This is a genomic window from Streptomyces sp. NPDC088252, assembly GCF_044740965.1.
Classification (GTDB): Bacteria; Actinomycetota; Actinomycetes; order Streptomycetales; family Streptomycetaceae; genus Streptomyces.
In genome coordinates, this window is record NZ_JBIURS010000032.1 from 61237 (window position 1) to 81914 (window position 20678).

The window sequence follows — 20678 nt, forward strand, 5'->3', positions numbered from 1 at the left end:
TCACCCCCCTCACCGACATCGGCCGGCACCCGCTTGCGCGAGGTGCCATCGCGTGAGTTCCCCGGCGCCCGAAGACAGGCCGTCCCGAAAGGGCATTCTTCAGCCAGCCGAGTTGACGGGATATCAAATAGGTCATCTGTCCCGGACTCTTGACTCGTTGTCAGGTCCGCGCCATCCTCGACGGGACCTACGCGCGAGTAAGTTGGCGCGCGCCCATCCCGGACAGCGAAGGTAGCCCGGATGACCCTCCTCCGCAGACGTGGACTGTTTGCCGTTGTCGTCACCCTCCTGCTGGCTCTCGGTGTGGGCTCCCCGCCCGCCGTCGGAGCCGACACCCCCTGGTGGGAGCCCACGGCGCGGCCGACCGCCGATTCACAGATCAACGTCACCGGCGAACCCTTCCGCGGCACGGACGGTCAGGGCCGGGTGCGTGGCTTCGTCGACGCGCACAATCACGTGATGTCCAACGAGGGCTTCGGCGGCCGCATCATCTGCGGCAAGCCGTTCTCCGAAGCTGGCATCGCCGACGCCCTCGCGGACTGCCCCGAGCACTATCCCGACGGCTCGCTCGCCCTCTTCGAGAACGTCACCGGTGGTGCGGACGGCCACCACGACCCGGTGGGCTGGCCGACGTTCAAGTCCTGGCCCGCCCACAACTCCCTGAGCCATCAGCAGAATTACTACGCGTGGTTGGAGCGCACCTGGCGCGGCGGCCAGCGGATCCTGGTCAACGACCTGGTCACCAACGGCCTGTTGTGCTCGATCTACGTCAGGGACCGCGGCTGCAACGAAATGGACGCCATCCGTCTCGAAGCCCGCAAGACCTACGAGATGCAGGACTACATCGACAAGATCTACGGCGGAACGGGTAAGGGCTTCTTCCGTATCGTCACCGACTCCACCCATGCCCGCCAGGTCGTCGCGGAGGGCAAGCTCGCCGTGGTGCTCGGCGTCGAGACCTCGGAGCCCTTCGGCTGCAAGCAGATCCTCGACGTCCCCCAGTGCAGCCAGGCCGACATCGACAGCGGTCTGGACGAGCTGTACAAGCTGGGTGTGCGCAGCATGTTCCTGTGCCACAAGTTCGACAACGCCTTGTGCGGGGTGCGGATGGACTCCGGCACCATCGGAACGGCCGTGAACATCGGCCAGTTCCTCTCCACCGGTACCTTTTGGAGTACGGAGAAGTGCAGCGGTCCGCAGCACGACAACCCCGCCGGTAGCGTGGCCGCCCCGGCCGAGGTGACCAAGCTGCTGCCCGCCGGCACCAAGGTGCCCGCATACGACAGCAGCGCGCGGTGCAACACTCGTGGCCTGACCCGCCTCGGCGAGTACGCCGTCAAGGGGCTGATGAAGCGCAACATGATGTTCGAGGCCGACCACATGAGCGTCAAGGCGGCCGGCCGCGCCCTGGACCTGCTGGAGTCGGCGAACTACCCCGGCGTGCTCTCCAGCCACAGCTGGATGGACGACGGCTGGCTGGAGCGCGTCTACCGCCTCGGCGGCTTCAAGGCCTCGTACATGTCCAGCGCCGACAGCTTCGCCAAGGAATCCGCCGCCACCAGGGCGTTGCGCCAGAAGTACGGCGTCGGAGTCGGCTACGGCACCGACATGAACGGCGTCGGCGGCTGGCCGGGACCGGTCGGACCCAGCGCCCCCAACGCGGTCAAGTATCCCTTCCGCAGTGCCGACGGCGGCTCCGTCATCGACCGTCAGCAAACCGGCCAGCGCACCTGGGACTTCAACACCGACGGTGCGGCCCAGGTCGGGATGGTGCCCGACTGGATAGAGCAGATCCGGCTCAGCGGCGGCAAGGACACCGTGCAGGACCTGCTCGACGGCGCGGAGTCCTACCTCCGCACCTGGAAGGCGACCGAACTCCACAAGCCCGCACCCAACCTCGCCGCCGGCGCCGCGGCGAGCGCCGGTGAAACGGAGTGGAACCCGTTCACCAGCTACGCCGCCGAGAGGGCCGTGGACGGCGACACCGGCACGAGATGGGCGAGCGGCTGGTCGGACGACCAGTGGCTGCGGCTCGATCTGGGCAGCTCCCGTACGGTCGGCAAGGTCTCCCTGGACTGGGAACAGGCCTATGCGCGGGCCTACCGGATCGAGGTCTCGGACGACGGGACCACGTGGCGGACCGTGTGGTCCACGGACAGCGGGGACGGAGGCCTGGACAACGCGGTGTTCAGCCCGATGCAGGCGCGGTTCGTCCGTATCCAAGGCGTGACGCGGGCTACCAAGTACGGCTACTCGATCAACGAGGCAGCGGTGTACAGCCGCTGAGCTACTCCCGCACCAACGTCAGGATCTGCTCCGCGACGATGTCCAGCACGTCGCCCGCCTTCTCCTCGTCGCCCAGCACGAGGAAGTTGAGGGTGAGCCCGTCGGTCAGCGCGGCCAGATACCTGGCGGCCGCGGGCTCGGGCACCGTCAGCTCCACGCCGAGGACCGAGGGGAGCTGACGGATCACTTTGGTGTGTGCCGTGAGATAGCGCTCGTACTGCCGCCGGGCGAGATGCTCATAGCCGGGCTCCCGCAGGGCGTACTGGGTGAGTTCGTACGTCAGCATGTGCTCGCCGGGATTGGCCAGCACATGATCCCAGTACGCCTGGAGCCCGGCGCGGATCGTCTCGCGCAGAGTGGGCCTGCGGACGAGCGTGGTGAGGACATCCGACTCGGAGTGCTCGGAGATGGTGTCCATCACCGCTTCGAGCAACTCCTGCTTGGAGTCGAAGCAGTAGTGGAAAACGCTCAGCGAGACACCCGCCTCCGCCACGACGGACCGCGTCGTGGTCTTCGCGACGCCGTCGCGGGCCATCACCCGGATCGCGGCCTCGACCAGTTGCCTGCGCCGCTGCGCCGACGGCATCCGCCCCATGGCGCCTCCTCCCCTGACCGGCGCAAGCATACGCCGCGGGGGGCGCGCGGCAGCGGGCTGCGAGGCCATGCGGCCCCACAGGTCATCGAACGCCTGACAGATCCTGCCGGTGCATCACACAACCGCCAGGAATCACAACGAACTTCATTCCGAAGCGATCAGTCAGCAGCGGATCAGGGACCGGGGCCAACAGGCGGTCACGGACAGAGCTGCTGCGGCGCCGAACCGACCCCGTCCGGCGCGGTGGCCCCGTCCGGCATCATGGTCGTGCGTCTCACCGAGGTGCTTCGGTCGCAGTGCTGGCGAAAGGCAGGGGCAGGCGGATGAGGGTCACCATCGTGGGCGGGGGCATCGCCGGGCTGACCTGCGCCCTGGGCCTGCACGCCGCCGGTTTTGAGCCGCGGGTGATGGAGGCGGCGCGGACCATCGAGGCTCGGTCTCCGCGGACAACCAACAGCGATCCGCTCGACCCCGCCACCGTGGCATTCCCCTTCGCACGCACCGGTGAACGTCGGCGCTCCGGAGTCCCACCATGGCAGAAGCGGCAGCTCAGCGCGCATGCGGTAGCTGGGGCGGGCTCCCCGGGGCAGACGCATGAGGCCCTCGCACGGTGGAGCTGCGCCACTGGGCGGGGGAGACCCCGTTGCGGCCCGGAACACCCCGGCTGAAGGGGAGACACTCGTGAAACCCCAGCGGTGCGCCACCGCGGCGATGGTCGGCCCCGCCGCCTCCCGGCGGGACAGCGCACGCTGGCACCGCTCCAGTCGGCGCCACTGGATCCACCGGCCGACCGTTGATGTTCTTCAGCTGGAACCGCTCGTGCAGATAGCGCACGGCGATGTGGTGGGCCCGGGCGATGGGCTCCGGTGTCAGGCCCGGACCGGCGAGGTGCCAGTCGATGTGCGCCCGGATCCGCAGCAGCGACTCCCGCGCGAGTTCGCCACATCGCGTGAACGCGCGAGATCCGGGCCTGCCCGGCTCGCACGGGCGTGCTCGTGCGAGCCGGGCCGGTAGGCGGACGGCAGGTTCAGCGGGCGCTCGCCCAGGCGCGCTGCGCCCGGTCGGCGAAGCCGGTCCAGGGGATCTCCGGGTCGGCATCGTGAAGTGCGGGGATGTCGACGCGGCAGCCGGGGCCGTTGAGGAACGTCCACATCGCATGCATGTCCGGATTGCCGATGGCCGTCAGCGGTACGCGCTCGTGGCGGACTTCCCGTCCCAGCGCGGCACCGAGCGCAGCCGCCATCTGTGCCGGAGTGGGAGCGTCGGAGGCCAGTTCGATACGCCGTCCGACATACGGAACAGGGTTGAGCAGCACTTCCGCCGCGAACGCGCCGAGGTCGGGGCGGGCGAGCTGCTGCGGCGGCCGGTCGGGCGGCAGCGGCAGGTCGAGAGCACCGTCGAGGATGCGTTCCGCTCCGCCGAGTGCGTTGTCGAAGAAGTACGTCGGTCCCAGGATCGTGTACGGCACCTCACCCGTGGTCAGTTCCGCCTCGATGCGCGCCTTGCTCTCGAAGTGCGGTACGCCGCTGTCCTGGTCGGCCCCGGCGACCGAGCCGAACACGAGATGGGGGACGCGTGCCTGCGCCGCGGCGGAGAGGATGGTACGCCCCTGGCCCACCTCCGCCTCGACACCGGCCTCGAAGGGTGTGGTGAAAGCGACCACCGGCCACCCCTTGCATGGCCGCGGCGAGCGACCCGCGTTCGCTCAGGGACCCCGCCACCACGTCGACGTCCCGGTCGGCCAGTTTCCGCGCGGCACTGTGGCCGGGGTCGCGGGCCAGCGCCCTGATCCGGGCCCCGCGGGCCAGCAGCGCGTCGATCCCCGCCCTCATGGCCGCCCGTCCCTCCGAAGCGGTACCCGAGGACGACGTCACCGCGCTCGAACGGCAGTTGTCCGACCTCTGCTTCGACTGAGGCCGGCCGCCACGGGCCCTGTCGAGCCGCCGCCGGCCCGGTCCACGCCTCGCCCGAGGCGGACGACCGCGGTCGGCGGCCGCGCGGGCAGGCCTAGGTCCTGCTCCTGCATCGCGATCACCACTGAGGTCTCGGGCAGTGTCCGGAGCAGCGCGGCCAGCAGTGCGTCGGCGGTGGGCCGGTCCAGGCCGACGGTGGGTTCGTCCAGCAGGAGCACCGGGGGGCGCCGCAACACGGCGCGTGCGATCGCGAGGCGCCGCCGCTGCCCCTGGGACAGCAGACGCCCGCCGGGCCCCACCGGAGTGTCGAGCGGCAGCGCGGAGAGACCGACCACTTCCTGTACGGCCCGCAGGGCGGCGGTGTCGGCCGAGGGGACGGTTGACGGAGGTTGGCCGCCACCGTGTCGTGGGCCAGCCAGTCGTCGGCCTCCACCAGGGTGACCGTCTCGGCGACGACCCGGGCCGGCAGCTCGTGCACCGATGTACCGTCGAGGAGGACCGTGCCGACAGGGGGCCGGTATCCGGCCGGCGAGCTGTCCGAGCAGCGTCGACTTCCCGCTGCCGTTGGGGCCGGTGACCAGCACCAGGCCGGGGCCGGACAGGGGCGTGGAGAGGGTTGCAGACGAGCCGGGAAGCGGCAGTCCGTCTGTTTCCAGGACGTGTGAGGTCGGCAGCTGCCGACCCGCGGGTGGCTCCTCGGCAGCGAGGGGCGCGAGGCGTCCGGCCGCTTCGCCCGGCTGGGTCAGCAGGTGCAGCAGCCAGGGTAGCCGCTCCAGCAACTCCCACCCCGCGGCCATCATCAGCACCTCGCCCACCACGGAGGCGACCGGCTGAGCCGGGGCCGCGCACAGGGCGATCACCAGCACCGAAGCCTGGCCGACGGCGGCCAGCAGGCGCAGTGCCAGACGTCCCAGCCGTCGGCTCGGGCAGCGGCCCATTCGGCGGATTCGACAGCCGTCATCGCGGCCGTCGTCGACCGTTGCGCCTGCGGTACGGCGTCCAGGCAGCGCAGTTCGTCGAAGGGGGGAGCTGGGCGGCGCCACGGGCCAGCGGGGTGCGCAGCGTCACGGATGCGGACAGCAACGTCCGGTGGCTGACCAGGCGTTCGAGGTAGCGCAGTCCGGTGCCAGCGTCCGCACGGCACCCGAGGGATACATCCAGGACCAGGTGGTGTTGGCCTGGAGGGTGACCACGGCACAGGTCGTCAGAAACCATCCGGACACGCCGAGGAGCGCGGCACCGCCGAGTTCGGCCGCGATGGCCAGCAGCGTGCCGGCCAGCAGGGCGCGGCGCGTAGCCGCCATGCGCAGCAGACGCCAGGCGCCGCTCCCGTTCATCGGACTCTCCCGTGCCTCAGTGTGATGACCTGGTCCGCCGGCGGCAGCAGTGCCGGACTTTGGGTGGCGAGCAGGACCGTACGGTCGCGGGCCAGCGTCCGCAGCGTCGAGAGGACCCGCGCTTCGGCCTCCGGGTCGCTGTACTTGCCGCGGAAACTCCGCCACGCGTAGATGTTGTAGGCCAGGTCGAACGGCATGCACAAGCCGCCGCCGAGGACCAGGAACAGCTGGGAGGAGTGCGGGCTCGCCGTCTGATGGACGGTCAGGCCGGGCGGCACGACCACCGGCAGGGAGACGGCGGCGAGGCCCAGGAGCCCACTGGCGGTCATGGTGGCCACGGCCGCGAACGGCCGCCAGTCGGGGCCGCGGTCGAAGCCGTGCCAGGCGACGGCGCCGGCCACGGCGGCGACCCCCACCGTGAGCCAGAACAGCACGGCCCGTACCGGCTGGCCCGGATGGAACTGCTGCGGGTCGGCGCCCGGCAGCAGCAGGCTCAGCGCGAGCGTCATGACCACGGCGGCCAGCAGCAGGGACCGTCCGGTGCGCCGGACCCCCGACCGCGACCACCCTTCGGTCCTGTCCTGCAGCCAGGCGGCCCCGGCCAGCAGGTACACGACGACCAGACCGAGGGCGCACAGCACACCGTAGAGGCTGAGCCAGTCGAAGGCCCCGCCGTGGAAGGCTCCGTTCCGCTGCTGCGGGCCGGTGAGCACGGCACCGAGGACGAGGCCCTGGCACACGGTGGCCGCGAGCGAGGCCCTGCCGAACAGCAGCGCCCAGCCCCGCCGGTAGCGGCCTGCCGCGCTGTGCATCTCCAGGCCCAGTCCGCGCAGGTGATCGAGACCAGCATGACGATCAGCGGCAGATAGATGCCGGGCAGCACCACGGCGTAGGCGCCGGGCAGGCCGGCCCACAGGACCACGCCGACCAGGACGAGCCAGCTCTCGTTGGCGTCCCAGGCGGTGGCGACGATCTCGCCGTATTCCCGTCGGGGCTCGGGCCCGGCCGCCAGACTGAGCATCCCCACGCCGAGGTCGTAGCCGTCGAGGACGACGTACATGCCGAGCGAGAAGAGGACCAGGGCGTAAGCGGCGTACTCAAGCAACGAGGGCCTCCGGGACATCGGGCGAAGCGGGGCCGGTGGGCAGTGCCTCGGGGCCGGCCTTGACCGTACGGACGATGTAGCGGGTCCAGATGGCCAGCAGGGTGACGTAGAGCAGCACGAAGCCGGCGAGTGTGGCGGCGACTTCGGGTGTGCTGAGGTGGGAGACCGCGTCAGCGGTGCGCAACTGACCGTAGACGAACCAGGGTTGGCGGCCCGTCTAGGCGACGATCCACCCGCCGGTGATGGCGATGATCCCGGCCGGGGTCATCCGCACCATCCACCGCAGGAAGCGTGGCGAGTCGTACAGGCGCCGGCGCATGCGCAGGACCACGCCCGCGAAGGCCGTGCCGAACATGAGCAGCGCGGTGAAATACATGGCGCGGAAGCCGTAGAAGGTGGTCCACATGTTGGGGCGTTCGTCGGGCGGAGTCTGCAGCAGTCCGGGCGTTGTCGTCCTGCCGCTGAGGTCCTGGGCGATGACCGAGCCGAGGTAGGAAATCTCGACGTGCAGCCGGTTCTCGCTCTTGTCCGTGTCGGGGACGACGAGCAGGTTGTAGCCGTTGTTGTCGCTCTTCCAGTTGCCCTCGAACGCCTCCAGCTTGGGCAGCTGGTGCCGTCCCATGAAGACGGCGGTGCCGTCACCGACGTACAGCTGCACCGGCATCAGCACACCGAGGACGCCGAGGGCGATGGACAGACAGCGGCGGGCCATGGGCTGGGCGGAGGACCGTTTCTTCACCAGGTACCAGGCGGAAATGCCGCCGACGAACCAGGCGGAGCTGATCAGCACGGCCAGCAGCATGTGCGGGAAGCGGTGGGCGAAGGCCGGGTTGAGCAGGATGCCGATCCAGTCCTTCGCGTGGAACTGGCCGTCGACCTTCTCGTAGCCGACCGGGTTTTGCATCCAGCTGTTGGCCGACAGGATCCAGGTGGTGGACAGCAGGGTTCCGAACGCGACCATCCAGCCGGCCAGGGCCATGGTGCGCGGGCGGATCCGTCCGTCCCCGTACAGCAGGCAGGCCGATGAAACCCGCTTCCAGGAAGAAGGCCGTGATCACCGCCATGCCGATGGTGACCCCGATGACCGGACCCACCGCGTGGGCGTACGTGCCCCAGTTCAGGCCGAACTCGAAGGTCATCACCGTGCCCGCGACGACGCCCGGGCCGACCCCGACGGCGAAGATCTTCTTCCAGAACCGGAAGATCTGCAGGTAGAGGGGATTGCCCGTGCGCACGTAGACCGTACAGACGACTGCGAGCAGCACGGAGAGCCCGACGGTACGGTGAGCGCCGGGAAGGTCATATGGAAGATCGCGGTGATCGCGAACTGCCATCGGGGGTGTCCGCCAGCACCTTGTTCAGGCGCTGGGAGGAGTACATGCGTGTCTTGTAGGACAGAGCGAGGGGGAACTGCTTGACGGTCCCGAACTCCTGGATGCCCGAGCCCTTCTGGTGCAACCACGGCTGGCTGCTCGTGGGCTGGGAGCTGGTGGCCATGGGGTGCCTCCTGCGATGTCGTGCCGACACGTGCGCGGTCGACGCCAGCGGCCGAACCGCCGGCCGTGTTGTCCGCGAGCGCACGCGTAGGCGCCCTTCGGCGCACCGGATCTGGGCGAGGCGGACGTGGCCCGATCCGGTGGCGGGGCAGGCCGGGCGGTCACTCGCTGCCGGCCGTGTGCTGTTCGACGACGTGGTCGAGATTGAGGTGATGGTGCTCGGTGCCTGGCGGCACCAGCGCGTCGGCGCGGTGCACAAAGGCCGAGACCTCACGGACTGCGGCGTCGAGGACCGCCGCCCCGTGCCAGGTCCTGAGCAGGACGCGGACCGCGTCCGGATGGCAGCGGTATTGGTGGATCGCCGGCCACGGTGCGTCTGGGCAGTCGCGAGATCGGCAGCCAACCGGTGTGGGCCCGTTCCTCGGATGGTCGGGAGAGCGCCGACGGACGGCCGCACCTTGTGATGGTTGCCCTGGAGCGGTGTACGGGACGACTCTGGAGGAGACACAGCCCGCGGCTCCGGGAACCCGGCCTCAGGCTGTGTGTACGGGGACTACGGAGAGGCGCCGACTGTGGACAGTCGGGAACCCATGGGGAAGCAGCCTGGTGCGAGCGGCCACTGGGCCGTGCCACACACCGCGGACATGCAGGTGGAGGCGTGGTCGCCGACCGTCGCGGGCTGTATCGGCGAGGCTGTGCGCGCGGTGGTGGAGGGTTTCGCCGACACGTCCGGGGCCGCAATCGTCGGAGACCGCGAATATGCGATTAAGGCGGCATCCAATGAGGATCTGCTGGTGTCCGTCCTGGATGAGGTCGTCTACCGGATGGATGCCTACGGCGAGATCCCGCTCGATGTTGACGTGGGGGAGATCCGGTCGGTGGGGGACGGCCGGGGCCTGTCGGTCCGCTTCCGAATGGCCGACACCGGCACCGTCGTCCCGGTCGGTGCGGTGCCGAAGGCCGTTTCGCTGTACGACCTGCAGCTGCAGTGCGGCGCGGGCGGCTGGACCTGCCGGGTGACCCTCGATGTCTGAGGGGGCGGGGAAGGGACAGGAGGATGGCGTTCACGGCGGCCCTGGCAGGCGACACCATGCTCGGGCGCAACATTGCCGAGGAACTGCGCCGCTCGCCGGTGCCGGGGACGCTGGTCTCCACCGGAGGCGGAAAGGCACTCGCGGAGGCGGATCTGTTCGTGCTCAATCTGGAGTGCTGTGTTTCCGACCGCGGGCACCGCTGGCCCGACCCGCGAAAGACCTTCTTCTTCCGCGCGCCCTCCGCCGCCGCGACGGTGCTGGCAGAACTGGGGGTGAGCTGTGTGACGCTCGCCAACAACCACGCCTGGGACCATGGTTTCGATGCCATGACCGACACCCGAACCCTGGTGGTCGGGGCGGGCGTTGACACGGTCGGCGCCGGAGCGAACGTGCGCGCGGCCTGGGAGTTCGCGGTGCTGGAGGCAGGCGGTGTGCGGCTGGCGGTGGTGGGCGTCACGGACCACCCGGAGGAGTACGCGGCAGGGGAGAACAGTCCCGGCGTGGCCTGGGCCGATCTCCACGCGGGGGTGCCCGGCTGGCTTACGGAGTCCGTGGGCCGGGCCGCCGAGACGGCGGAAGTCGTGCTGGTCACCCCGCGCTGGGGCCCCCACATGGCCTTCCGGCCGCCGCGCCGCATCTCGGCCGAGGCCCCGGAGGTGCTGGCGGGAGCGACGCTGATCGCCGGGCACTTTGCCCACGTCTTCGACGGGATCGCCGACCGGAGCCTCTACGACCTGGGTGACTTCGTCGACGACTACGCCGTGGGGCCGGTCCTGCGTAACGACCTCGGACTCCTCTTCCTGGTGACCCTCGACGGCCCGGATGCCGTGCACCTGGTTCCCGCCCGGGTGAGGGTGGTGCCGCTGACGCTGGACTACTGCCACATCCGCCTGGCGCGCGGCGAGGAGCGGGAGTGGATCCGTGACCGGCTCACCACCGCCTGCGCCGAGTTCGGAACTGCCGTCACTGGCCGAACCGGATGGCTGGCGGTTGACCGGAGGTGAGGGACGTGGAGATCTCACTGCTGGAGAGCAGCTCGTACTGCTTCCGGATCGAGCTGCGGGAGCCGATGCGCGTCCCCGGGCTCGTGTTCGCCTCGAGGGCGTTGTTGCCGCAGGCGGCGGGGGACAAGGCGCTGGAGCAGGTGGCGAACGTGGCGACGCTGCCCGGCATCGTCCGCGCCTCCTTCGCCATGCCCGACGTTCACTGCGGCTACGGCTTCCCGATCGGTGGGGTGGCCGCCACCGACATCTCCCGCGGCGGGGTCATCTCGCCCGGCGGCGTGGGGTTCGACATCTCCTGCGGCGTTCGGTTGCTGGCCGCCGGCATCGACCGCGAGGCGCTCGGTCACGACCGGATGCGGCTGCTGATGGACATTCTCGACAGGACTATCCCGCGCGGAATGGGGCGCGGCGGGCTGTGGAAGTTGTCTGGCGCCGGGGAGATGGACGAACTGCTGGTCGGCGGCGCTCGGTACGCGGTCGAGCACGGCCACGGTGTGCCGCGCGACCTCACGCGCTGCGAGGATTACGGCGTCCTGGACGGTGCGGCCCCGGGACAGGTGAGCGTGCGCGCCGTCGAGCGTGGTCTCCACCAGGTGGGAAGCCTCGGCTCGGGCAACCATTTCCTGGAGGTCCAGGCGGTGGACCAGGTCTACGATCCCGCCACCGCAGCCGCCTTCGGGCTTCGGGTGGGCCAGGTGTGTGTCATGATCCACTGCGGCTCGCGGGGTCTGGGGCACCAGGTGTGTACCGACCACGTCCGTGTGATGGACCAGGAACTGCACCGCCACCGCATTCAGGTTCCGGACCGGCAGCTGGCCTGTACGCCGGTCGACTCGCCGCGGGGCCGTGCCTACCTCGGGGCGATGGCGGCGGCCGCCAACTACGGCCGGGCCAACCGCCAGTTGCTGTCGGAAGCCGCACGTCATGCCTTCGTGACCGCTGCGGGAGTCGGTCTGGAGCTGGTCTACGACATCTCGCACAACACCGCCAAACTCGAGACGCACGAAGTGGACGGAGTGGCACGTCCACTGTGCGTCCACCGCAAGGGCGCGACGCGGGCGCTGCCGCCCGGCGACCCGAGCCTGCCCGAGGACCTCGTCCGCGCGGGCCAGCCGGTACTGGTGCCCGGGACGATGGGCACCGCCTCGTACGTGATGGTCGGCCTGCCCGGCAACGACGCCTTCCACTCCGCGTGCCACGGCGCCGGCCGGATCTGGAGCCGCCACCACGCGCTGCGCGTGGTCCGTGGGGAGCGGCTTCGCGGCGAGCTGGAGGCCCGGGGCATCGCCGTGCGGCCCTCCTCATGGCGTGGTCTCGCCGAGGAGGCGCCGGAGGCGTACAAGGACGTCGACGCGGTCGCCGCGGTCACCGAGGGTGCCGGGCTCGCCCGGCTGGTGGCCCGTCTGGTGCCGCTGGGAGTGGTCAAGGGATGAGCCGGTACGAAGCGGTATCGCCCACCCGGGGCGTCGCACGGGACCTAGCCAGGGCCAATACCGCTGGCAGGTACCACAGAGGCTGTCTGGATCTGGGATGCCTTCCCGGGGGTGGGGGCAGGTTCCCGTCCCCACCGTCCTTGTCTTGCGCCTCAGGCTTGGGTGATCTCGATGCGGTGCGGCTTGACCGCCTGAGCCTTGGGTACGGTGATGGTCAGCGCCCCGTCGGCCAGTTCTGGCGTGATCTCTTGCGCTTTGACGTCGCTCGAAGAGGTCGTCGAACCCGGCGACGGTCGGTTCTCCCCTGTTCAGCGCAGGGAACGGGCGTTCCAGGAGCAGACTGGGCCGGTGGTGTACGGGCAGGGTCATCGCGGTTCGCCTCCACGAAACGACAGCATTCGTGTTGATTTCCATGCTGCGTGGTCCCGAATTGCCTCACGAATCGGGCAGCCTGCGACCAGGCCCCAGCCCCTCGATCGCAGACCTCGCCCCTCAGCACCTGGTCTGTCTGGTCACCGCTGAGCACGCGAGCGAGCTGCCCAGCGACGAGTCTTCGGCCTGACACGGTCAGTATGTGATCTTGGTTGTGACCAACGCGGGGACGGGTACGAGGGGGACCACCGGGCATCGGGGTGTGTTCGTCCGGGCGGCCCATCATGCCCGGTCCCGTGTCGCCCACGGTCGCGTCCACCACCCGGCCGGCCAGGGCCGGCGCACTGCAACGTGTGCCCGGCGCCCGCAAGCTCGCAGGTGCTTTGACGCGGAAGGGGCCCAGATCTCCGTCAAACACCCGGGGCGCCCCAGTGGGTGGGGGAACTCCCGGTCCCCGGTCGCCCGGTAGTACCGCTAGACGTTGTAGGCGACGGCGATGCGGTGCCGACGCCAGGTAGGGTCGGGACCTCGCGGCCGGACTGCATACTCCAGGAGGTCCACCGTGTCGATGTCGAGCCAGGCCGGATCAACGGCGTCGAACCGACCGACGCGATGCTCACCCGAGCGCCCGGCACAGGTTACGAGCGCAAGGCCGCAACCGTTCATCACGCACGCTGCCCGGTCGCCGTCGTCCCCCACGATTGACGCGAGGACCACACGGGCCGACCCATCGAGGCACCGGGCCGACCACGCGTTCCTCGGAGCCCACGACGTGCCGCACTCTCCCGAGGCCCGCGCCCTGATCGGGTTCTCGCTGGCGACCACCCCCGTACGGACGGTTCAGCCCCCGGCAGGGCCCCTGCCGCCTCTCCTCAACGGCGCCGCGTCGCGCCATCCTGGAACTGTCGACAGTCGGCCGTCCTGTAGAAGGTGATCGGCATGATGTGGTACCACGGCGGCTGGGGCGGTGGATGGCTCCTCATGACCGTGATCATGATTGTGTTCTGGTCGCTGCTGATCGCCGGGGTCGTTGCGCTCACCCACTACCTCACCGACGCCCGTCGTAGTCATCAGCCCGGCCCGCCCACCGGTGAGGCAGCATGGGGAAGCCGACGAGCCGAAGACCTGCTCGCGGAGCGGTTCGCCCGAGGGGAAATCGACGAGGACGAGTACGAACGCCGCCTCACGGTGCTGCGCGAGCAACGCTGACCAGCGCCGCCGCGCACCGTGGCCACCCACGGGGCGTTGCCGCGGGTACGCGCTGCGCAGAATGCGCGGAAGTAGCGCTTGCGGGAACTGTAGTAGCCGGGTAGTGGTCGCACCCGTTCCGCGGTCGTCGTGCTCGGTCGTGCTGACTGCGCCGTCATGCCACCGCTGGCCCCAGCCGGGAACATCCGACATCACATACGCGCGTGGTGCTCGATGTCTTCTCTGAACTTGGTGAGAGCCTGGTCGGTGAGTGTGGGACGGGTGTCGGCGATGGCCGCGAGGTAGTCCTCGGTGCTGGCCGGCGCGCCTTTGCGGTCGGTGACTTCGCGTTCGAATGCGGCGTGGGAGCCTTTGCGGGCGGCGAACTCGATGTCGGCAGGTGTGAACATCTCACTGGCCAGCACCAGTCGGTGCAGGTCGATGTCGTCGGCGGCTGGGCCGAGGTAGCGCTGCCAGATTGCCGCCCGGGCTTTCGGATCGGGGGGACCTACCGGAATGACGTAGTCGAACCGGCCGGGGCGTAGAAACGCCGGATCGAGGGAACGGACGGAGTTGGTGGCGCAGATCAGCAGACGGTCGTCCTGGTCGCGGAAACCGGGGATCAGCTTGAGCAGTTCGTTGGTGACTCCGTGGCCGGGATCGACGGCCAGACCGGACCGGATGCCGGCGATCTCCTCGACCTCGTCAATGAACAGCAGAACGGATTCCAGCACCGCCAGATCGGCGAACGTGTCCCGCAGTGAGGCGGCCAGGCCGCCGACGGCACCCTCCGTGAGCCGGGAGGGAAAGAGTTCCACGAACGGCCAGGCCAGCCGGGAAGCGACAGCCTTGGCGAAACTGGTCTTTCCGGTTCCCGGCGGGCCGAAAAGGATGACGGCTTTCGGTGGCGTCACCCCGTACCGGTCGGCCAGCACGGGCTCGGCCAGCGGCAGCACGATCCGCCGCTCAATGGCTTCTTTCTCTCGTTCCATGCCTGCGAGGGCACCCCAGAGCCCCTGCGGCAGCACCCTCCCGCCGAGCTCGGCGAGCAGACCCGCATCGCTCGCGCCGAGATGCTCGACCTTCTCGTAGAAGATCAACCCGTCGCGAGTGCGGTATCCGGAGTTTTCCAGCGCCGTGGTTCCGATGGTCCCTGGGGCAAGCAGCGCACCGATCCGGCGTACCCCCTGTATGCGCAGGCGCCGCTCGATTTCCGCAATCAGGGCGCTCCCGATTCCGCGGCTACGCCACATCCTTGCGAGCGCCACCAGTGTGATCCAGGCCCGCTCACCCTGGGCCTGCGCCACTGCCATGCCCACCAAGTTCTCGCCGACCACCGCAACCACTGCGGTCCCGCCGGCCCGGGCTGCGGCCATGGCCTCGGAGACGGGGAACACGGGAGGTATGTCGTCGGCCTGCCGGTCCTGATCCCATATCTGGATTACACGGTCCAGATCGTCGTCATGGAAGTCCCGCAATCGCCACGTCGGCATCATCGCCACCTTGTCGGCAGGTCGCCACCGCCACGCCAACACCCTGGCCGCGGGCCCCCCAGCGGCCGCTCCGCTCCTACTCATTCTCCGCGCTGACCAGATGCCCGTCGACCGGGCGGGGCGTTTACCTCTTGGCGGTAGTCGTCTTCAAGGCTGCGGACCACAATTGCCTCCAGGGGCACTGGGTGGTTTCCAGACGTCCGCGGTGGGGGGTGACCAGGGGCCGCAACCGTTGCCGGGTGGCCCGTTGTCCATCCAGCCAGTGGGTCGGTGAGGGGGAGGCCGGTGATGAAGTGGGCGATGTCGGTGTAGTACGCGTAGTCGCCGCTCAGGGTGAGCTCCTCAAGCCGGGCAACGTCTAGTTCCAGCAGCAGCGCGGCCCGTAGTGATTCCGGCGGTGGTGATCTCTGTCCGCAGCAGGGCGACGCGGCCGTCGACGTCCGGGGCCGGGGTGCCGGCATCGCGGACGAGGGCGGCGATCTGGGCGGTCAGGGTGGTGGCGCGCTGGTCGAATCCGGCCAGGAGCTGCTCGGCGAGGGCGATCCCCCTGTCCGCGCGGGTACGGTCGGCGAAGGCGTAGGTGAGGGCGAGGTGGGCCTGGGCGATGGCCCGTTCACCGGTGTCGCTCGGCTTCGGTGCGGGCGGTGGTGGCCCTGCAGGGTGGGGTCGGCCCACTGGAGGCCTGCGGCCGGTGACGATGAAGAACGCGTTGGGCATCAGCCACATGATGCGCTGCAGCAGCCGTTCCAGGTCGCGGTGGGTCCGGTCGCCGGTGTCCTCGAAGGTGTCCAGCAGGACCACGGGCACCACGGCTTTCTCGGCCGGGATCCGGGTGAGCTCCCGGGCGAGCAGGTACGCGTAGTACGACAGGGCGTCGATATCCGGCTCGGCGTCCAGGAGGTCCGCGAGCAGGGAGCAGCCGGCGGGCGCGTACGGTCTGGCGGCGTTCGCGCAGCGCGGTGGCCAGGTTGCCGGTGAGCTGGCCGACGGCGCCGCCGACCGTGCCGGGCAGCATGAGTGCCTGGGCGACGTCGCCGAGCGCGGACTGGACCTGCTGTGGCAGTGCCTTGCCGAAGCGGGCGGCGAGCCCGCCACGGCTCAGGTACTCCTCCAGGCTCTTGCCGGGGTGCCGGTGCTCCCAGCAGCGGCACAGGGCGATGTCGAACGCGGGCAGCGGTCGGCCCAGGTGCGCGGCCAGGGCGAGGCGGATGGTGAGGACCACGCGCTCGAAGTCCACGCTGGCCGAGCGGGCCAGGTCGATCCGGACCGGCAGCAGCTTAGGTCGGGCCGGCCAGGAGAGCTCGCCCCACCGTGCGGGTCGATTGTCGGCGCTGGCGAGTGCGACCTCCAGGGTGCGCGACAGGGTGGTTTTGCCGATGCCGCCGACGTCGTGGAACCAGCACGTTGGTGCGGGGCGCTACGGTGACTGACCGTTCGCGTTCTCCTCGAGGAGTTCCTGGGTACGGCGCAGCAGGGCTTGCCGTACGGCCTCCGGTGACAGGACTCGCAGGGGTGCGGCCAGGCTGAGGAGGCCGGGCGAGCCCGTCCGCGTCGGCACCGCCGATGTCGACGATCGCGGCGTCGGGGCTTTCGGGACGGTGGGCGCCGACCGCCGACGGGATCAACTGCAGGGCCTGGCCCATGGACACCAGGAGGCGGATTGTTGCATAGAGCGGGTAGGACCCGGTGGCGACAGAACGGGAGACGAGCAGCGCCAGGTCGGGTGGGTCGAGAAGCTCCACCGGGTGCCCGGTTGGCGGCAGCCGGTCGACCCTGTCGGCCCGGAAGGTCCGCCATTGGTCCCGCGTCACGTCCCGGGCGACGAAATACCACCAGCGTCCGGTGTGGACGAGGCGGTCCGGGTCGACGTCCCGGACCGTGGCCTTCCCCCCAGTCGCGATACTACAGTCGGGCGCGCTCGCTTGGGGGCACGCGGCGGCCAGTTCCAGTGCTGCTCCGCAGCAGTTCGTGGAGGGGTGTTGATGAGGGCGTGAGGTCGCCGAGGTAGAAGCCGCAGGCGCAGTCCAGGGCGTCTTCGGGTGAGCCGAAGGGCAGTCCGGTGGGCAGGAAGTTGTCCTCGTACCTGCCTCGGCTGGTGAGGTAGAGGGCGAAGCCCCAGGTGTGCAGGACGCCCGGTGAAGCGCAGGCGGCACAGCGGCAGCGGTTCCTCCTAGCCTGGCAGTTCCCCTGCCGCGTAGGCGAATCCGGAGCGGAAGCGTACCTGGACGCGCGCGAGCTGGGGCCAGCGTACCTTGACGCGGACGTTCAGGCGGTGGCGCAGGAGATCTTGCATGGACTCGGGGGTGTGACGCGTGAAGCTACTGAAGCTGCTCGCCACGAGTGTTTCCCTGTCCCTGCGCCAAGCCCTGGCGTTCCGGGTGAACCTCGTGTTCGACGCGGTCCTGTCGGTGGTCGCCCTGGCCTCGACGATCGCCACGGTGCTGGTCATCTTCTCCCGCACCGGCCGCCTCGCCAGCTGGACGCAACCCGAGGTGCTGGTGCTCATCGGCACATTCGAGCTGCTCAGCGGCGTGAAGACGACGTTCGTGGACCCGAACCTCGCCGGCTTCCCGACCCGCGGCGTGCGGGAGGGACGGCTCGACCACCACCTGCTGCAGCCCGCACCCAGCATGTTCCTTGTCAGCTTTGCCACCGCGGCGCCCCTGGCCGGCGTGTAGATCCTGCTCGGGCTCGCGTCGTCCTCGTCGGCGCAGGCACGCTGGCGCACTATCCGGGCGCGGGCGCGTTTGGCGCGTGGACGGTGCTCGTGCTGGCCGCGACCGTGACGACATGAGCGGTGGGGATGATCTTCGCGAACCTCGCGTTCTGGGCGCCGAAACTGGACCTTCACAGCCTGTTCGGCAACGTCTGGCAACTCGCCCGCTACCCGGCTGACCTCTACGCGCGGCCCCTGCGGCGGCTGTTCACCTACGTTCTGCCGCTCGCCGTCATCGCCAGCGCGCCGGCGCGTACGCTCTCACGGCCGGGCGACCCGGCCCTCCTGCTCGGCGCCCTGGCGATGATGGCCACCACCGTGCTGGTGGCGAACGCCGTATGGCGGGCTGGCTTGCGCCGTTACACGGGGGCCAGCAGCTAGCGCCTGTGATGTCGTGATCAATCTTGCCGATCCGGATCCGTTGGGAAGGCGGATCCGGTCGCAAGACGGCCGGGAGGTGGCTGGCGCCTGGTGCGACGGCCTGCGAGAGCAGGGGATCGAGGGGATTGCAGCCAGGGTTTGCGGTTGCAGTGACGGACTGGTGTGGGTGCGATGCCTAATACTCCAGCCGTAGATCGTGATCTTCATGTCTGATTCGCGGCTTGTCGGCGGTAATGGCTGGCCTGGGCTCGGGCCTGGTGGCGGCGTCGCCAGGTGGACCAGCGGAGCCGGTGGGCCACGTCGTGCACGGGCCGGACGACGAGCGTCGTGAACAGGCGTTGGATCTCGTTGCAGGTGAGCGGGATCAGCCCGTTGGGGGCGGGATGGTGGGCGTGTTCGTCGGCGCGGACGACGGCGAGGAAGGCGTGGGCAAGCATGGCCAGGGTGACCCAGCGGGACCACGAAGGGAAGCGGCGGACCTGGTGCTCGTCGAGGCCGGCCAGGCCCTTTCCAGACTGGAAGGTCTCCTCCACCCGCCACCTTGATCCGGCGACGCGGACCAAGGTCGCCAGGGGCACCGGCGCGGGTGAGAAGCAGCGGTAGTAGGCCAGTTCACCGGTGGTGCGGTTACGACGGATCAGCAGCCGGTGACTGCCGGCTCGGGGCTCGGCCAGGTCGATGACGGCCCAGTCGTAGAGGTGCCCCTTGGCACCTACCCCTGCCGACAGCTTCTGCCAGGCCCGCCTGGGCACCTTCGCGGCCAGGGCGTCCGCGCGGAACTTCCCTGCACCGGTGGTGACTTCGGCAGAGCAGGCGACGGCGAGTACGTAGCCGACCTTGCGCTCCTCCAACGCGGCCCGCAGCTTCGGATTGCCCCCGTAGACCTCGTCACCCGCGACCCAGCCCACACGGTGCCCGGCGTCCAGAAACCGGCCGATCATCCGGGCGGCCGGCTCCGGCTTCGTCGCGAACGCGGTGTTCTCCTCCAGCCCGGCGGCCCGGCAGCGGTCCGGGGCGCACGTCCACGAGCGCGGAACGTACAGTTCACGGTCCACCGCCGCATGCCCACGGCGACCTGCGTAGACGAGATAGACGGCGACCTGCGCGTTTTCGATTCTGCCAGCGGTGCCGGTGTACTGGCGCTGGACACCGACGGTGTGCGCGCCCTTCTTCACGTCCCCGGTCTCGTCGACCACCAGCACCGCGTCCTCATCGTGCAGATGCTCCAGAACGTACTCACTCACGTCATCACGCACGGCGTCGGCGTCCCACCTGGCCCGGCCGAGCAGGTGCTGCATGCCGTCCGGACTCGCCTCCCCGACCCACTCGGCGATCGACCAGCAGTTCTTGCGCGGCAGGTCCGACAGCAGCCCCAGTACCAGGTCCCGCACCCGGCGCCGGGGCTCAACCCGCGCAAACGGCCCGCTATCCGGCCCATCAGGACCTCGAACACCTCGTGCCAGCGGGCAGGGTCTACGCTGTGGTCTGCGGGCACGGTCTCTTCGTTTGTCCACATAACACACGATGATCAGCGGTGGCCGTACCCGTCTGTCAGCCGGCCTGTACTGGCCGTCCCGAGGCAGAGGCTGAGGGGTTCATCGGTCGCCGGGCGTAGGTCCCTCGCCTCATGTGCGCTTTGAGCCTGCTGGCTAAGGTCGGGACTCATGCAGACCACGGGGCTTGTTCGCCGCCAGGCGGCGGAGCGTAGGCGCGACACTATGGAACGGCTCGTTACCGAGCGGGATGTATGGGTATCGACAGCACACCCTGATCACGGGCCGCACCAGGTGCCGCTTTGGTTCTTGTGGGATGGGCGTGCAGTGTGGATGTGCACCAGTGCCACTTCCGCGACTGCGCGGAACGTCCGCGAGGAGCCGCGCGTGCGCCTGGCGCTGCCCGACACCTTCGATGTGGTGCTTCTTCAAGGTGAGGCGGAGAGCTTCCTGGACCAGGATGTGCCCGAAGCCGCGGCGGAGGCGTTCGCCGCCAAGTTCGGGTGGGACCCGCGTGCGGAGGAGGGTTCCTTCCTGTACGTGCGCGTGGTGCCGAAGAGCGTGCGCGCTTGGCGAGGCGTACCGGAACTACGCGGCAGAGTCATCATGCGCGACGGGACGTGGCTGGAATAGTGGCCGTCCCCGGCTGACGCCCCCTACCGATCAGCAAGATCACGATCTACGGCTGGAGTACTAAGGGCTCGCAGAGAATCAACATGCGGGTTTGATCTCTTGCAGGGGTTCGGTCCCGTATTTTTCGAGGTAGGCGGTCACGTCTGTGGGGGTGCGGAAGCGCGCTGTCGAGGCGGGGATGCGGTGGCCGTGCTGTTTC

16 protein-coding genes and 7 pseudogenes are annotated in these 20678 nt (G+C 69.6%); 9 read left to right on the top strand and 14 right to left on the bottom strand.

Annotation, left to right across the window (positions count from 1 at the left end; genetic code table 11):
- The first annotated feature begins 240 nt into the window (after positions 1–240).
- Positions 241–2286, top strand: coding sequence for a discoidin domain-containing protein (locus ACIOHC_RS38770; RefSeq protein WP_401846263.1), 2046 nt, complete (start codon positions 241–243; stop codon positions 2284–2286).
- Position 2287: 1 nt separating this feature from the next.
- On the opposite strand, the gene ACIOHC_RS38775 is transcribed toward ACIOHC_RS38770, so the two are convergent.
- The gene (locus ACIOHC_RS38775) at positions 2288–2881 is read right to left on the bottom strand and encodes a TetR family transcriptional regulator (RefSeq protein WP_351085433.1); all 594 of its coding nucleotides are present in this window, start codon (positions 2879–2881) and stop codon (positions 2288–2290) included.
- Between the two features lie 323 nt (positions 2882–3204).
- Here ACIOHC_RS38775 and ACIOHC_RS38780 point away from each other — a divergent pair, with 323 nt between their 5' ends.
- The gene (locus ACIOHC_RS38780) at positions 3205–3549 is read left to right on the top strand and encodes an NAD(P)-binding protein (RefSeq protein WP_401846266.1); all 345 of its coding nucleotides are present in this window, start codon (positions 3205–3207) and stop codon (positions 3547–3549) included.
- Between the two features lie 359 nt (positions 3550–3908).
- Here ACIOHC_RS38780 and ACIOHC_RS38785 read toward each other — a convergent pair whose 3' ends face one another.
- From ACIOHC_RS38785 to ACIOHC_RS38820, 8 genes and pseudogenes are all read right to left on the bottom strand, one after another.
- A complete protein-coding gene (locus ACIOHC_RS38785; RefSeq protein WP_401846269.1) occupies positions 3909–4544 on the bottom strand; it encodes an NmrA family NAD(P)-binding protein in 636 nt (211 codons plus the stop codon).
- 61 nt (positions 4545–4605) lie between these two features.
- Positions 4606–4713: pseudogene (locus tag ACIOHC_RS38790) on the bottom strand (NmrA/HSCARG family protein); the annotation flags it as partial.
- 38 nt (positions 4714–4751) lie between these two features.
- Positions 4752–5732: an ATP-binding cassette domain-containing protein gene (locus tag ACIOHC_RS38795; RefSeq protein ID WP_365694062.1), complete on the bottom strand. Its 981-nt coding sequence runs from the start codon at positions 5730–5732 to the stop codon at positions 4752–4754.
- A gap of 126 nt (positions 5733–5858) precedes the next feature.
- The gene (locus ACIOHC_RS38800) at positions 5859–6131 is read right to left on the bottom strand and encodes a hypothetical protein (RefSeq protein WP_401846272.1); all 273 of its coding nucleotides are present in this window, start codon (positions 6129–6131) and stop codon (positions 5859–5861) included.
- Positions 6128–7254 (bottom strand): annotated as a pseudogene (locus ACIOHC_RS38805) (cytochrome d ubiquinol oxidase subunit II). Before ACIOHC_RS38805 ends, ACIOHC_RS38800 begins: the two are co-directional and overlap by 4 nt.
- A pseudogene (locus ACIOHC_RS38810) lies at positions 7229–8251 on the bottom strand (cytochrome ubiquinol oxidase subunit I). The pseudogenes ACIOHC_RS38805 and ACIOHC_RS38810 overlap by 26 nt, the downstream one beginning before the upstream one ends.
- Positions 8252–8312: 61 nt before the next feature.
- Positions 8313–8570 (bottom strand): annotated as a pseudogene (locus ACIOHC_RS38815) (cytochrome ubiquinol oxidase subunit I); the annotation flags it as partial.
- Between the two features lie 4 nt (positions 8571–8574).
- Positions 8575–8733, bottom strand: a pseudogene (locus ACIOHC_RS38820) (DNA starvation/stationary phase protection protein); the annotation flags it as partial.
- Between the two features lie 589 nt (positions 8734–9322).
- Here ACIOHC_RS38820 and ACIOHC_RS38825 point away from each other — a divergent pair.
- From ACIOHC_RS38825 to ACIOHC_RS38835, 3 genes are read left to right on the top strand one after another with little or no spacing between them, the layout of a single operon-like run.
- Positions 9323–9766: an archease gene (locus ACIOHC_RS38825; RefSeq protein ID WP_365694061.1), complete on the top strand. Its 444-nt coding sequence runs from the start codon at positions 9323–9325 to the stop codon at positions 9764–9766.
- A gap of 23 nt (positions 9767–9789) precedes the next feature.
- Positions 9790–10770: a CapA family protein gene (locus ACIOHC_RS38830; protein ID WP_401846275.1), complete on the top strand. Its 981-nt coding sequence runs from the start codon at positions 9790–9792 to the stop codon at positions 10768–10770.
- A 5-nt stretch (positions 10771–10775) separates the two neighbouring features.
- Complete coding sequence (locus ACIOHC_RS38835) at positions 10776–12203, top strand: RtcB family protein (RefSeq protein WP_401846278.1); 1428 nt, start codon at positions 10776–10778, stop codon at positions 12201–12203.
- 152 nt (positions 12204–12355) lie between these two features.
- Here the strand turns inward: ACIOHC_RS38835 and ACIOHC_RS38840 are convergent.
- A pseudogene (locus ACIOHC_RS38840) lies at positions 12356–12454 on the bottom strand (Hsp20/alpha crystallin family protein); the annotation flags it as partial.
- Between the two features lie 1060 nt (positions 12455–13514).
- Between ACIOHC_RS38840 and ACIOHC_RS38845 the strand changes: the two are divergent.
- A complete protein-coding gene (locus ACIOHC_RS38845) occupies positions 13515–13784 on the top strand; it encodes an SHOCT domain-containing protein (protein WP_401846280.1) in 270 nt (89 codons plus the stop codon).
- A gap of 191 nt (positions 13785–13975) precedes the next feature.
- On the opposite strand, the gene ACIOHC_RS38850 is transcribed toward ACIOHC_RS38845, so the two are convergent.
- The 3 genes from ACIOHC_RS38850 to ACIOHC_RS38860 form a co-directional block, all read right to left on the bottom strand.
- On the bottom strand, positions 13976–15256 hold the full coding sequence (locus ACIOHC_RS38850; protein ID WP_365694760.1) for a GNAT family N-acetyltransferase: 1281 nt from the start codon (positions 15254–15256) through the stop codon (positions 13976–13978).
- 342 nt (positions 15257–15598) lie between these two features.
- The gene (locus tag ACIOHC_RS38855; RefSeq protein ID WP_351087241.1) at positions 15599–16351 is read right to left on the bottom strand and encodes a hypothetical protein; all 753 of its coding nucleotides are present in this window, start codon (positions 16349–16351) and stop codon (positions 15599–15601) included.
- 182 nt (positions 16352–16533) lie between these two features.
- Positions 16534–17409, bottom strand: coding sequence for a helix-turn-helix transcriptional regulator (locus ACIOHC_RS38860; protein WP_401846283.1), 876 nt, complete (start codon positions 17407–17409; stop codon positions 16534–16536).
- A 159-nt stretch (positions 17410–17568) separates the two neighbouring features.
- Between ACIOHC_RS38860 and ACIOHC_RS38865 the strand changes: the two genes are divergently transcribed.
- Positions 17569–17934, top strand: coding sequence for an ABC-2 family transporter protein (locus tag ACIOHC_RS38865; RefSeq protein WP_365694759.1), 366 nt, complete (start codon positions 17569–17571; stop codon positions 17932–17934).
- A gap of 125 nt (positions 17935–18059) precedes the next feature.
- Positions 18060–18353, top strand: coding sequence for an ABC-2 family transporter protein (locus tag ACIOHC_RS38870; RefSeq protein WP_365694757.1), 294 nt, complete (start codon positions 18060–18062; stop codon positions 18351–18353).
- Positions 18354–18556: 203 nt separating this feature from the next.
- Here the strand turns inward: ACIOHC_RS38870 and ACIOHC_RS38875 are convergent.
- Positions 18557–19791, bottom strand: a pseudogene (locus ACIOHC_RS38875) (IS701 family transposase).
- A gap of 226 nt (positions 19792–20017) precedes the next feature.
- On the opposite strand from ACIOHC_RS38875, the gene ACIOHC_RS38880 reads away from it, so the two are divergent.
- Positions 20018–20479 carry a pyridoxamine 5'-phosphate oxidase family protein gene (locus ACIOHC_RS38880; protein ID WP_328512588.1) on the top strand — a complete coding sequence of 154 codons (462 nt, stop codon included), beginning with the start codon at positions 20018–20020 and terminating at the stop codon, positions 20477–20479.
- Positions 20480–20678 lie beyond the last annotated feature (199 nt).